We start from the raw sequence: 13,518 nt of genomic DNA, 5'->3' as shown, positions 1-13,518 counted from the left end.
CGCGGGCGTGACTACGGGGGGCAGGAGGACGACGGAGGTACCTGCACGCTCCGGACGGCGGTGACGCGAGGTCAGGCGGTGACGCGCTGCGTCACGGTACGGTGCACCCAGTCGGCGAGCGCCTCGGGAGTCGGCTCGTCGAAGGCGAAGCCGGCGCCCGTCAGCGCGCGCGGTTCCATGCGGGCGCTCGTGAGGAGGAGCTCCTGGCCGAGCTGCCCGATCACGGCGGTGAGGACGGGGCCGGGGACGCGGAACCAGACCGGCCGGTGGAAGACCCTGCCGAGTTGCAGCGTGATCGTGTCCAGGGTCGCCGGTGCCGGGGCGCTGACGTTGACCGGACCGGACAGGGGCGCGGTGAGGAGGAACTCGAGGGCGCGGACCTCGTCGTTCAGGCTGATCCACGGCCACCACTGGCGCCCGGAGCCGAGGGCCGTCCCGGCGAAGAGACGAATCGGGATCAGCAGGTTGGGCAGGGCCCCGCCTTCCTTCGCCATCACGATGCCGGTCCGCGTCAGCACCACTCGGACGCCCTCGGGCGCGCGGAGTGCTTCCGCTTCCCAGCGCCGGCAGATGTCCGCCATGAGGGTGTCACCGGACGACGACCCCTCGGTCAGCAGCTCGTCCCCGCGGTCCCCGTAGTAGCCGGACGCTGATTGGCTGATGAAGACGGTGGGCGGGTCCGATGCCCGGCGCATCGCCTCGACGAGCGTCCTGGTCGGCATGATGCGGGACGCGTAGAGCGTCTCCTTGTAGCTCCTGGTCCAGAGACCGCCGGCGATGCCCGCCCCGGAGAGGTTGATGACGGCGTCCGCCCATTCCACGGCGGAGACGTCGAGCTCGCCGGCCGAGGGATTCCAGCGGACCTGCCCGGGGCCCTTGGGCGCCCTGCGGACGAGCCGCCTGACCTCGTGGTCCTGCTCGAGATGGCGGGTGAGGGCTGTTCCGATGGTCCCGGACGCGCCGGCGAGGAGGATGCGCATGGAACCATCGAACCACCTGCGACCCGCGAAGGGTACCGGAGGGGTGCGTGACCGGCCGGACGGCGGACCCGCCACGCGCAAGGAGCACGCCGTTCCCCATCCCGGGAGACGGCGGGTGACGGCGGGAGACGGCGGGAGACGGCGGGAGACGGCGGGAGACGACGCGGCCCCGCCGGGTAGGGGCGCGCGGCGCGCTCCCCGGCAGCAATGGTGCCGTGGCTAAGATCGACGGATGCGCTCCGATTATCTCCGCTTCCCGCACCTCCACGGCGATCGCATCGCCTTCGTCGCCGAGAACGACGTCTGGGTGGCCCCCCTCGGCGGAGGACGCGCATGGCGTATCTCTGCGCTGCAGCTCGCCGCGAGGAGCCCCCGTTTCTCGCCCGACGGGTCGACCCTCGCGTGGACCGTGGTCCAGGGAGGGGCGCCCGAGGTGGTGGCCGCCGACGTCGAGGGCGGGAACTTCCGCCGGCTCACGTACTGGGGCCACCAGAGCACGCGCGTGAAGGGATTCACCGCGGCCGGCGAGGTGCTGGCCACGAGCGCCTTCCGGCACGAGGACGCGCGGCTGGGATGGGCCTACCGCGTACCGCTCGACGGATCGTCGCAGACCGTTCTTCCTTACGGTCCCGTGGATGTGATCGCCGAGGGCCCTGCCGTCGGTGGCAGCAGGCCGCTGCTCATCGGCAGCGTCCTCATCCGGGAGCCGGCGTGGTGGAAGCGCTATCGCGGCGGGACGGCCGGCAAGTTCTGGCTGGACGCCGACGGGAGCGGGGACTTCCGGAGGTTCCTGCCCGAGCTCGACGGCAACCTGAGCGACCCGATGTGGGTCGCTGGTCGTGTGGCCTTCCTCTCCGACCACGAGGGCCACGGCAACCTCTACTCCGTCGACCGCCTCGGCGGCGACCTGCGCAGGCACACGGACCATGACGACTTCTACGTCCGCCATGCGAGCACCGACGGCACCGGGATCGTCTTCGAGTCGGCGGGCCGCCTCTGGCACCTGCCGTCGCTCGACGCGGAGGCCGTACGGCTGGACATCACGCTCGGCTCCGCGTCCACCGCCCGCCGGCCGTTGCCCCTCCCGGTGAGCCGGCACCTCGCCGCCGCCGTGCCGACCGCCGACGGTTCCGCGTCCATCGTCGAGACGCACGGGACTCTCCACTGGCTGACCCACCGTGACGGACCGTCGCGCATCGTCGAGGCCGTGCCCGGCGTGCGGGCACGCCTCGGCCGCCCCGTGGACAGCTCCCGCGTCGCGTACGTCGCGGACCTGGACGGCGAGGAAGCCCTCTACGTCCGGGACGTCTTCGCCCACGTCCCCGGCGGAGGACAGGCGGACGCAGCGGACCGGGACGGCGAGGCCCGGCACGCAGTACAGACCGGGCACGCAGTACCGACCGGGCAGACCGGGCACGCAGTGCCGACCGGGCAGACCGGGCACGCAGTGCCGACCGGGCAGACCGGGCACGCAGTGCCGACCGGGCAGACCGGGCAGCACGGGCTGCACGGTGGCCCGGAGGCGGACGGGGAGGCCGCGGTGCTCCAGGCCCAGGCATCCGGGACCGTCGCGGACCTTCAGCGCATCGGATTCGAGGGCCGCTTCCGCGCCTCCGCGCTCGCCGTCAGCCCGGACGGCACCCGTGCCGCGGTGGCATCGGAGACTGGTGCCCTGGAGCTCGTGACCCTCGCCGGCGGCGAGCGCCGGCGGATCGCGTCCACGGAGCACGGGCCGATCGACTCCGTCACCTTCTCGCACGACTCCGCGTGGCTGGCCTGGGCCGAGCCCGTGGCGCAGGAGGGGACACGCAGCCGCATCCGCCTCGTCGACGTCACGGCGGGAGGGTCCGCCGAGGTCCACGCCGTCACCGACGGGCGGTTCCGCGACTGGTCGCCGGCATTCACCCGCGACGGCCGATACCTCGCGTTCCTCTCGGACCGCAGCTTCGACCCCGTCTACGACACCCATCGCTTCGACCTCAGTTTCCCGGCCTCGACCAAGCCCTACCTCGTAGCGCTCGCCGCAGCCACGCCCTCACCCTTCGGGCCCAGCGTCGCGGGCACGCGAACCGCGGAGGCGCCGCGCGACGCACGCGGGACGGCGGACGGCGCCTCGGCTGCCGGAGCGCCCGCGCCCGTCGTCGTCGATCCTGCCCTCCTGATGGCGCGCACCATCGCGTTGCCGGTCGCCCAGGGCACCTACGACCACCTGCGCACGGTGGACGGTGGCCTGCTCTGGAGCGCCGGCGAGATCGGGGGTGTCACGGGGGACGGACGCGCGTCGTCCTCCGCCGAGGCGCCGCCCCGACGGCTCGAGCGCTTCGATGTCGCCCGCAGGACCGTGGAGGTCCTGACGACGGAACTCGATGCCTACGAGGTCAGCGGGGACGGGACGACGGCGGTGGTGAGGGCAGGCGGGAAGGTCACGGCGATCCCCACCGACGGCAGGACCGACGCCGACTCCCCGAAGCGCACGGAGGTGGCCCTCGAGCGCATCCGTGTGACCCTCGACCCGGTCAGCGTGTGGCGGCAGGCGTTCGAGGAGGCCTGGCGGCTGCAGCGCGACTTCTTCTGGACCGAGGACATGGCGGGCGTCGACTGGGACGGCGTGAGGGAGCGGTACCTGCCGATCGTCGACCGGCTCGGCTCGCATGACGACCTCGCCGACCTGCTGTGGGAGCTGCACGGTGAACTCGGCACGTCCCACGCCTACGTGGCACCCGCGCTCACCACCGAGCAGGGTGGCCGCCAGGGCTTCCTCGGTGCCGACCTGGCGCCTGCGGACGACGGGTGGCGCGTCACACGGGTCTTCGACACGGAGTCCTCCGACCCGCAGGCGGTCTCGCCCCTCAGCGCCCCGGGCGTCGGGGTCCGGGCAGGTGACGTCATCGAGGCGGTCGACGGGGTCCCGGTGCCGGCTGCCTTCGGCCCGTCCGTCCTCCTGACGGGGGCGGCAGGGATCGCTGTCGAGCTCACGGTCCGCTCCGGGAGCGACACCGCCGACGGACCCGAGGGGTCCCGCCGCCGCGTCGCCGTGGTCCCGCTCCGCAGCGAGGAGCGCCTGCGCTACCAGAACTGGGTCGCGGCGAACAGGGCGGCCGTCCAGCAGGCCTCCGACGGCCGGTTCGGTTACCTCCACATCCCCGACATGGTCGCCCACGGCTGGGGCCAGCTGCACCGCGACCTCGACCGCGAGACCGCGCGGGACGCCCTCGTGGTCGACGTCCGCCGTAATCGGGGCGGCCACACCTCGCAGCTCGTGGCCGAACTCATCGGACGGCGCGTCACGGCGTGGTCCATGCCGCGCGGCGAGGCACCCGGCACCTACCCGGCGCACGCCCCCCGAGGGCCCGTGGTCGTCCTCACCGACGAGTTCGCAGGGTCCGACGGCGACATCATCACGCAGGTCGCGAAGCTGCGGGGGATCGGACCGGTCATCGGTACGAGAACGTGGGGCGGGGTCGTGGGGATCGACGGGCGGTTCACGCTCGCGGACGGCACCGGGGTCAACCAGCCGAGGTACGGCTTCCACGTGACGGGCGGCGTCGGCTGGGGCATCGAGAACCACGGGGTGGACCCGGACATCGAGGTGCCGTTCCCCCCGCACGCCTACCGCGCCGGCGAGGACCCGCAGCTCGAGCGGGGAGTGGCGGTGCTGCGGGAGATGCTCGCCGAGATCCCCACGGACGTGCCCCCCGCGAAGGAGGGCTACCCGTCCCGCCGGCCCGCGCCGCTGCCGCAGCGACCGCAGGAGCTGCGGGACTGATCCGGCCCCGGCCCTCCGGGGCGGATCCCGGATCTGCGGGCGCGTCCGGTCGGGTGAACCTGACGCGACGGAAGGCCCCGGACGATGTCCGGGGCCTTCCGTCCTCTCCGGCATGTCCCGGCCGGGTCGGCTCAGCCGTGCAGCGTCGCCGTCAGTGAGATGTCCTTCACGGCCGCAAGGGCCTGCGAGACGGGGCAGCCCTCCTTGGCGGCCTGAGCCACGCGCTGGAAGTCCTCCTCGGACAGGTCCGGGACCGTCGCATCGAGCGTGAGCCGGATGGCGGTGATGCCCGTGCCCGGCTGGAAGTCGACCTCGGCCTTGGTCTCCACGCGCTCGGGAGTCCTGCCCTCCTCACCGAGGGCGGCGCTGAACGCCATGGAGAAGCACGCCGAGTGGGCGGCAGCGATCAGCTCCTCGGGGCTCGTCTTGCCGCCCGACTGCTCGGCGCGCGCCTTCCACGTGACGTCGTAGGTGCCGAGACCGGACGAATCGAGCGTCACCTGGCCCGAGCCGGAGGGGAGGTCCCCACTCCAGACGGTGTGGGCTGTACGAACGGTAGCCATGGTTCTCCTTGCTGTCGGACGGACGCGGCGATCGCACCCGTGTCCCCATCCTAGGGAGGGCCACCGCCGAGTTCCATCGGGCCCCGGAGGGGTTGCGCACCCGCGTCGACGTGGGCGGGAATCCGGTGTGCCCGGACGCACAGGAGCCGCTCCCCTCGCGGGGCGCGGCTCCTGGTGGTGCGGTGCGGTACCGCTTGCGGTACGGGTGCTACAGGCCGAGGTCCGCCTCGAACGCGCCGCCCTCGAGTCGCGCCTTGAGCGTCTGCAGGAAGCGGCCCGCGTCGGCGCCGTCCACGAGGCGGTGGTCGTAGGTCAGGCTGAGGTACATCATCGACCGGATGGCGATGGTGTCGTCGCCGTCGACACCCGTGATCACCACGGGGCGCTTGACGATGATGCCCGTGCCCAGGATGCCGACCTGGGGCTGGTTGATGATCGGGGTGTCGAAGAGTGCTCCGGCGGATCCGATGTTCGTGATCGTGAAGGTACCGCCCGAGAGCTCGTCGGGGCCGATCTGGCCGTTGCGGGTGCGCGCACCCACGTCGGCGATCTTCTTCGCGAGGCCGCCGAGGTTCAGGGTGCCGGCGTCCTTGATCACGGGGACCAGGAGCCCCTTCTCGGTGTCGACCGCGATGGCGAGGTGCTCGGCGTCGTGGTACGTGACCTCCTTCTTCTCCTCGTCGAAGGACGCGTTCAGCTTCGGGTGCTGCTTCAGCGCCTCGGTGACGGCCTTCGAGATGAAGGGGAGGAAGGTGAGCTTCGCGCCGTTCTGCGCCTGGAAGGAGTCCTTCGAGGCGGCCCGCAGCTTCGCGATGCGGGTCATGTCCACCTCGATGACCTGCGTGAGCTGCGCGGAGACCTCGAGGGACTCGCGCATGCGCTTGGCGATGGTCTGGCGGATGCGCGGGGCCTTCTCGACCGTGCCGCGCAGCTTCGAGGGCTCGACCGCGGGAGCGGCGGGCCTCGATGACGCTGCCGGCGCTGCCGGTGCAGGGGCCGAGGGGGCTGCCTGCGGTGCGGCTGCCGGAGCGGCCTGCTCTGCCTTGCGCGCCTCGGCGGCCTCGAGGACGTCCTGCTTGCGGATGCGTCCTCCGACGCCGGTGCCCTTGACCGTCGCGAGGTCGACGTCGTTCTGGTTCGCCAGGCGGCGGACGAGCGGCGTCACGTACGAGGTGTCCGAGCCTGCGGAGCCGTCCGACTGTGCGGATTCCTGCGGTGCGGATTCCTGGGCTGCGGGCTTCTGCTCGGCGGGAGCGGGTGCCGGGGCGCCACTGGCGTCGTCGTCGGTCTCGGATGTGCCCGAGGCGCGGCCTGCTTCCTTGTCGGCACCGGGCTTCTCGGTCGGGGCGTCGTTGCGTTCCTCGGCGGGCGCGGCCACGAGCGGCTCCCCGGAGGCGGCTTCGACCTTCTTGGGGGCGGCCGCCCCGGAGCCGATCACGGCGAGGACGGCGCCGACCTCGGCGGTCTCGTCCTCGTTCACCCGGATCTCCTGCAGCTTGCCCGCCACGGGGGAGGGGATCTCGGTGTCGACCTTGTCGGTGGAGACCTCGAGCAGGGGCTCGTCGACCTCGACGTCGTCGCCCACGGCCTTGAGCCAGCGCGTGACGGTGCCCTCGGTCACGCTCTCGCCCAGGGCGGGGAGGGTGACCTCGGTGCCCTCGGAGGAGTCCCCGGAGTCATCGGACTCACCGGACGCGTCGCTGGACTGCTCGGACCCGCTTGCGGCGGGGGCGGCGGGAGCCTCGTCCGCGACGTCCGGCTCGGGAGCCGTCTCCTCCGCGGCGGGAGCCGCGGTGCCGGAGTCGCTGTCGTCCGAGCCGCCGCCGGAACCGTCGCCGATCCGCACGAGCGGGGCGCCGACCTCGGCGGTCTCGTCCTCGGCCACCAGGATCTCCTCGATGACCCCCGCGATGGGCGAGGGGATCTCGGTGTCGACCTTGTCGGTGGAGACCTCGAGCAGGGGCTCGTCGACCTCGACGCGGTCCCCGACGGCCTTCAGCCAGCGGGTGACAGTGCCTTCGGTGACGCTTTCACCGAGAGCGGGCAAGTTCACGGATTCAGACATAATGCGCCCGTTTCTCCTTCGTAGATCATTCCTTGGCAGCTGGTCGACGAGCGTGGCCCGCTCAGCTGGACGTGCTTTGAATTCCTGCTCCCGAGCTTAGTCCACGCCCTCATGGCGTGGACCGGGCCCTTCGGTGACACCCGGGCTCCCGCCTCAGCCGTGCAGCGGCTTGCCGGCGAGGGCGAGGTGGGCCTCGCCGAGGGCCTCGTTCTGGGTCGGGTGTGCGTGGATGAGCGGGGCGACGTCCTCGGGGTACGCCTCCCAGTTGACGATGAGCTGCGCCTCGCCGATCTGCTCTCCCATCCGGCTGCCGAGCATGTGGACGCCGACGATGGGGCCGTCCTTCTCGCGGACGAGCTTGACGATGCCGCCCGTGCCGATGATGGAGCTCTTGCCGTTCCCGGCCAGGTTGTACTCGTGGGTCTCGACGCGGTCGTCGCCGAACTTCTCGCGGGCGGCCTTCTCGGTGTACCCGACGGAGGCGATCTCGGGATCGCTGTAGGTGACCTTGGGGATGTTGATGTCGGCGACGACGACGGGCTTGAGGCCGGCGATCTCCTCCGCCACGAAGATGCCCTGCTGGAAGCCGCGGTGGGCGAGCTGCAGGCCGGGGACGATGTCGCCGATCGCGTAGATGGTGCCGACGCCGGTGTGGAGGCGCTCGTTCGTGATCACGAAGCCGCGGTCCATGGTGAGGCCGGCCTCCTCGTAACCGAGGTTCTGCGTCACGGGTCCACGGCCGACGGCGACGAGCATGAGGTCCGCCTCGAAGGTCTTGCCGTCCTCGAGGGTGACCACGACGCCGTCGTCGTTCTGCTGGACGGCCTTGAAACGCGTGCCGGTGTTGAACTTGATGCCGCGCTTCTTGAACGCCCGCTCGAAGTTCTTCACGATCGAGGCGTCCTCGTTCGGCACGAGCGAGGGGAGGGCCTCGATGATGGTGACGTCCACGCCGAAGGACTTCCACACGGACGCGAACTCGCAGCCGATGACGCCGCCGCCGAGGATGATTGCGGTCTTGGGGACGAAGTCCATCGTCAGGGCCTGGTCGGAGGTGATGACCTTGCCTCCGATCTCCAGGCCGGGGAGGCTGCGGGAGAAGGACCCCGTGGCGAGGACGATGTGCTTGCCGGTGTAGACGGTGCCGTCGACGTCGATGGTGTTCTGCGAGGCGAGCCGGCCGGCGCCCTCGATGACGGTGATGCCCTTGGACTTGATGAGGCCCTGCAGTCCGCGGTACTTGCCGGCGATGATGCCGTCCTTGTAGGCGTTGACCGCTGCCATGTCGATCGACTCGAAGCTGGCCTTCACGCCGTACTTCTCGGAGTCCCGGGCGCCGTCTGCGATCTCCGCCGAGTGCAGGAGGGCCTTGGTGGGGATGCAGCCGTTGTGGAGGCAGGTGCCGCCGAGCTTGCCCTTCTCGATGAGTCCCACCGTGAAGCCCAGCTGTACCGCGCGGAGGGCCGCAGCGTACCCGCCGCTGCCTCCACCGAGTACCAGGATGTCGAATTCTTGCGCAGTTGCCGCTTCGGCCATTTGAACGCTCCCTCGCGTGGTCTGTCGACGCGCACGGCGCGTCGATGGATGGATCGGTTGCTGATGCGGTCGCGGTGCGGCCCTCAGGTGCTGATGCTCTCGTTTTTCACCCTATCCCCACAGGGGGCCGTCATCCACCCGAACACCATGTCGTGTACGCCATAGTGTCCGGATGTGCGCAGAGTCACGTGCCTGCTGTCGGCCGTCTGCTGTCGGCTGCGGGCGGGGACGCGATCGGGGCGATCGGGGGCACCGTGCCCGGCACGGTGCCCCCGATCGCGCTAGAGGGCACGGGCGAGGACGTCCTCGACGTAGGCGAGCAGCGTGCGCACGCCGACGCCCGTCCCGGCCTTCGGCGTGTAGCCGTAGGGCGCGCCCTCGTTGAACGCGGGTCCGGCGATGTCGAGGTGCGCCCACGGGATCTTCTCGCCGTCGACCTGGCCCACGAATTCGCGGAGGAACACCGCGGCGGTCATCATGCCGCCGTTCCGCTCGCCGATGTTGGCGATGTCCGCGACCTGCGACTCGAGGCTCGGGCGCAGCTCCTCGGGCAGCGGCATGGGCCAGAACTGCTCACCGGCGCGGTCGGCGGCAGCCTTCACGGCGTCGCGCACGCCGTCGTCGCCCATGACGCCCGAGACCCGGGTGCCGAGGGCGATCATCTGCGCGCCCGTGAGTGTCGCGATGTCGATGATCGCATCGGGTGACTCCTCGCTCGCGGCGGCGAGACCGTCGGCCATGACGAGGCGGCCCTCGGCGTCCGTGTTGAGCACCTCGACGGTGCGACCGCCGTAGATCGACAGCACGTCCTCGGGGCGCTGCGCGGAGCCCGACGGCATGTTCTCGGCGAGGCAGAGCCATGCCGTGACCTTCGCGGGGAGGCCGAGTTCGGCGACGGCGAGGAGTGTGGTCAGGACGGCGGCGGCACCCGCCATGTCCAGTTTCATGGTCTGCATGCCGGCGGCGGGCTTGAGCGAGAGCCCGCCCGAGTCGAACGTGATGCCCTTGCCCACGAGGGCGAGGTGCACGGCGGACTTCGCGGGGGAGTACTCGACCTTCACCATGCGCGGCGGGCGGGACGATCCCTTGCCGACGCCGAGGATGCCCCCGTAGCCGTCGCGCTCGAGGCGCTTCTCGTCCATCACCGTGATCTTCACCGGGAGGCCGCGCGAGAGGTCCTTGGCGGCCTGCGCGAACGTCTCGGGGTAGAGGTGGCTCGGCGGCTGGTTCACGAGCGAGCGCGTGGCGTTGACGTTCTTGCCGAGGATGACGGAGCGCCGCAGCGCCGGGGCGAGGTCGGCGTCGTCGGCCACGCTCGTGTGCACGACGACGTTCCGGACCGCGTCCTTGTCCTTGGCGGGGGCGACGGTGCCGTCCGGCTTCAGGCCGGACTTGTGGCCCTCGTAGCTGTAGGCGCCGAACGCGGCCCCCTCGGCGACGGCGGTCGCGGCGTCCACGGTCTCGGCGGGCAGGGCCAGGACGACCGTGTCGAGGCCGGTCAACTGGCGGACGGCGGCACCCGCGGCGCGGCGCAGCGTCTCCGGGGCGAGCGCGTCGCCCGGCGTGGCGGGGCCGACGCCGGTCAGCACGAGCGAATCGGCGCCGGTCTCGGGGAGGCCGGGCAGTCGACGCACCTCGTCGGCGGCACCGGTGATCCCGAGGACCTGGAGGCTGTCGCCCAGCGCGCGCGCCGCCTTCGGGGGCAGAGGGCTCTCGAGCAGGACCGGCCCGTCCGTCCCCTTCGCCACCGCGATCACGAGGGCGTCGCTGGGGATCTTCCTGAGCTCCGCGGCGGAAGCGGTCAGGTGTAGTTCGGTCGTCTTGATCACGGAATCTGTCTCCTCGTGTCCGGCTGGGTGGTCCAGATGCATTGCTTTTGGTCCCCGGTATCTGGTGGTCCGGGAACCGTCCTGACGATCGTAGTCCGTGCGCCCGGTGCATTCTTGTTCCGGAATGAAGCCGGCATCGGCGGTGTTGAGTACAGCAGGACCCAACCGTCAGGAGAGAGCCATGCTGGATCCACGCACCCTGTACAACATCGACGCCGAGGTCTTCGAGGACCCTGCGAGCCGTGGCCTTCCCCTGCTCGTGAGCGTCACGGGCTTCATGGACGCGGGCCATGTCGTCTCGCAGGTCAGCGAGGAACTGCTCGAGATCCTCGACCACGACCTCGTGGCCGAGTTCGACGCCGACCAGCTCATGGACTACCGCGGCCGGCGCCCGAAGATCACCTTCGCCGAGGACCACCTGACGGACTACCAGCCGCACCGCCTGGAGCTGCACCGCCTCTACGACGGGCTGGGGGAGCCGTTCCTGTTCCTCACGGGCGTGGAGCCGGACCTCCAGTGGGAGCGGTTCGCGAGCGCCGTCGTCGGGCTCGTGGAGGAGCTGGACGTGACGATGACCTCGTGGGTGCACGCCATCCCGATGCCCGTGCCGCACACGCGCCCCATCGGCGTGACACTGCACGGCAACCGGTCGGACATCATCGACGGCATGAACGCGTGGCGCCCCACCGCCGAGCTGCAGGCGTCGATCGGCCACGTCCTGGAGCTGCGCCTGATCGAAGCCGGGCACGACGTCGTCGGGCACGTCATCCACGTGCCGCACTACCTGGCCGACGCCGAGTACCCGCCTGCCGCGGTGGCCGGGCTCGAATACCTCGGCGCGACCGCGCGCGTGGTGCTGCCGACGGACCGGCTGCGCGAGACGGGACGCGACGTCGAGCGCCAGATCGCACGGCAGGTCGACAACTCCGCGGAGGTGCAGTCGGTGGTCGCGTCCCTCGAGAAGCGGTACGACGAGTACGCGGACGGTGCCGAGCGCAGGTCGCTGCTCGTGAAGGACAACAGTGAACTGGCGAGCGCGGAGGAGCTCGGTGCCGCCGTCGAGGCGTACCTCGCGAGCCCGCAGGCCGAGGAGGAGTCGACTCTCCTGTGGGACACGGAGTTCCCCGGCACCTCTCCCATCGACTACTCGGGGCACGGCGAGGGGCACGGCGAGGCGCACGGCGGAGACCATGACGAGCCGGCCGGGCAGAACGCCCCGGACGCCCCGGACACCCGGGACGACGGCACGTCCCGACGCTAACCCGGCGCCCGTCCGACCTCGACGCCGGGCGCCACGCCGGCCACGCGATAATGGGGACGTGAATTCTTCGAGGGCACTCCTGGTGTGGGTCGCAGGGGTGGTGGCCTACCTCGTCGCGGTGACGCAGCGCACCACCTTCGGGGTGGCCGGGCTCGAGGCCACCGACCGCTTCGGCGCCTCGGCCTCGCAGCTGTCGGTCTTCACCGTGGTGCAACTGCTCGTGTATGCGGGCCTGCAGGTCCCGGTGGGCGTGCTCGTGGACCGGTGGGGGCCGCGGACCCTGATCGTGGCGGGCGGCGTCCTGATGGCGTTCGGGCAGGCGCAGCTGGCCTTCGCCGATTCGGTGGGAGCCGGCATCGTGGGTCGCCTGCTCGTGGGCGCGGGCGATGCGGCGACCTTCATCAGCGTCCTGCGGTTGCTGCCGGCCTGGTTCGAGCCCCGGCGCATCCCGATCCTCACGCAGTGGACCGGGATCATCGGGCAGCTCGGGCAGGTGGTCTCCGTCATCCCGTTCGTGGCCCTGCTCGCGGCCTATGGGTGGCAGTCCGCGTTCCTCGCGGCCGCGGCGCTGTCGGTGGTCGCCGTCGTCCTCGCCGCGACCGTCATCCGGGACTCGCCCGTGGCGGGCAGCGGGCGCAGGGCGCAGACGCTGAGGCAGACCGGCACGTCCCTCGCGCAGGCGTGGAAGCAGCCGGGCACGCGTCTCGGCCTCTGGTCGCACTTCACCATCCAGTTCCCGGGGACGGTCTTCGTGCTCATGTGGGGCTACCCCTACCTGGTGCGGGCCGAGAAGATCGGGGAGGGCGCCGCGTCGGCCCTGATGACCCTCTTCGTGGCCGTGGGCATCATATGCGGGCCCTTCCTCGGCCGGTACGTAGGGCGGCACCCGCTGCGCCGGTCCACCATGGTCCTCGCGATCGCCGGGCTGATCGCGACCGCCTGGCTGGCCGTCCTGCTCTACCCGGGGCCCGCGCCGCTGCCGCTGCTGGTCCTGCTGGTGATCGCCCTGGCCGTCGGCGGGCCCGGGTCGATGATCGCGTTCGACTTCGCCCGCACCTTCAACCCCGCCGCGCGCATGGGCACCGCCACCGGCATCGTGAACATCGGCGGCTTCGTGGCCTCCCTGGTGTCGATGTTCGTCATCGGCGTGGTTCTCGACCTCCTTTTGGGCAGCGGGTTCTCGCGGGGCGACCTCTACGCGCTCGAGTCGTTCCGCGTCGCGATGGCGGCGCAGCTCGTGGTCCTCGCGGCGGGGGTCGTCGCCGTCCTGATCGCGCGGCGGAGGGTCCGACGGCGCATGGCGGAGCAGGGCGTCGTGGTGCCGCCGCTGCGCGAGGCCCTGGCCCGCGAGCGGCGCCGCCGGCACGAGTCGAGGGCCGGCCGGAGGAGCCGGGGCGGCCAGGGCGGCTAGGGACGCAGGAAAGGTGGCGGCCGCCTCCCTGCGGCCCGGCGCCGCGGTTGTCCACATACGGCCGGTGCAGCGGGCGGGGCGGCAGCACGGCGAGCAGGCTGGCCTGC

General features: G+C 71.6%; 7 protein-coding genes and 1 pseudogene. 3 read left to right on the top strand and 5 right to left on the bottom strand.

Going from position 1 to position 13,518, the window contains the following annotated elements; all coding sequences use genetic code 11:
* Positions 1-71: 71 nt before the first annotated feature.
* Positions 72-980: a TIGR01777 family oxidoreductase gene (locus AC4D2O_RS08420; RefSeq protein ID WP_490906368.1), complete on the bottom strand. Its 909-nt coding sequence runs from the start codon at positions 978-980 to the stop codon at positions 72-74.
* Positions 981-1,212: 232 nt separating this feature from the next.
* Between AC4D2O_RS08420 and AC4D2O_RS08415 the strand changes: the two genes are divergently transcribed.
* Positions 1,213-4,746: a S41 family peptidase gene (locus tag AC4D2O_RS08415; RefSeq protein WP_490906367.1), complete on the top strand. Its 3,534-nt coding sequence runs from the start codon at positions 1,213-1,215 to the stop codon at positions 4,744-4,746.
* Between the two features lie 131 nt (positions 4,747-4,877).
* Here AC4D2O_RS08415 and AC4D2O_RS08410 read toward each other — a convergent pair whose 3' ends face one another.
* The 4 genes from AC4D2O_RS08410 to AC4D2O_RS08395 form a co-directional block, all read right to left on the bottom strand.
* Complete coding sequence (locus AC4D2O_RS08410) at positions 4,878-5,309, bottom strand: OsmC family protein (protein WP_490906366.1); 432 nt, start codon at positions 5,307-5,309, stop codon at positions 4,878-4,880.
* A 208-nt stretch (positions 5,310-5,517) separates the two neighbouring features.
* A complete protein-coding gene (gene sucB / locus AC4D2O_RS08405) occupies positions 5,518-7,374 on the bottom strand; it encodes a 2-oxoglutarate dehydrogenase, E2 component, dihydrolipoamide succinyltransferase (protein ID WP_490906365.1) in 1,857 nt (618 codons plus the stop codon).
* 153 nt (positions 7,375-7,527) lie between these two features.
* On the bottom strand, positions 7,528-8,910 hold the full coding sequence (lpdA, locus tag AC4D2O_RS08400; RefSeq protein ID WP_490906364.1) for a dihydrolipoyl dehydrogenase: 1,383 nt from the start codon (positions 8,908-8,910) through the stop codon (positions 7,528-7,530).
* A gap of 281 nt (positions 8,911-9,191) precedes the next feature.
* On the bottom strand, positions 9,192-10,739 hold the full coding sequence (locus AC4D2O_RS08395) for a leucyl aminopeptidase (RefSeq protein ID WP_490906363.1): 1,548 nt from the start codon (positions 10,737-10,739) through the stop codon (positions 9,192-9,194).
* Between the two features lie 124 nt (positions 10,740-10,863).
* On the opposite strand from AC4D2O_RS08395, the pseudogene AC4D2O_RS08390 reads away from it, so the two are divergent.
* Positions 10,864-11,814 (top strand): annotated as a pseudogene (locus tag AC4D2O_RS08390) (proteasome assembly chaperone family protein); the annotation flags it as partial.
* Positions 11,815-12,058: 244 nt separating this feature from the next.
* Entirely contained in the window at positions 12,059-13,411 is a 1,353-nt protein-coding gene (locus AC4D2O_RS08385; RefSeq protein WP_490906362.1) for an MFS transporter, read from the top strand.
* Positions 13,412-13,518 lie beyond the last annotated feature (107 nt).

It is taken from the genome of Arthrobacter sp. TJ-238 (genome assembly GCF_058269215.1).
This window is presented reverse-complemented; position numbering and strand designations above follow the sequence as displayed.

Coding starts and splice junctions, on each gene's coding strand:
- lpdA (WP_490906364.1), bottom strand. CDS start 8,910: ATGGCCGAAGCGGCAACTGCGCAAGAATTCGACATCCTGGTACTCGGT.
- AC4D2O_RS08415 (WP_490906367.1), top strand. CDS start 1,213: ATGCGCTCCGATTATCTCCGCTTCCCGCACCTCCACGGCGATCGCATC.
- sucB (WP_490906365.1), bottom strand. CDS start 7,374: ATGTCTGAATCCGTGAACTTGCCCGCTCTCGGTGAAAGCGTCACCGAA.
- AC4D2O_RS08410 (WP_490906366.1), bottom strand. CDS start 5,309: ATGGCTACCGTTCGTACAGCCCACACCGTCTGGAGTGGGGACCTCCCC.
- AC4D2O_RS08420 (WP_490906368.1), bottom strand. CDS start 980: ATGCGCATCCTCCTCGCCGGCGCGTCCGGGACCATCGGAACAGCCCTC.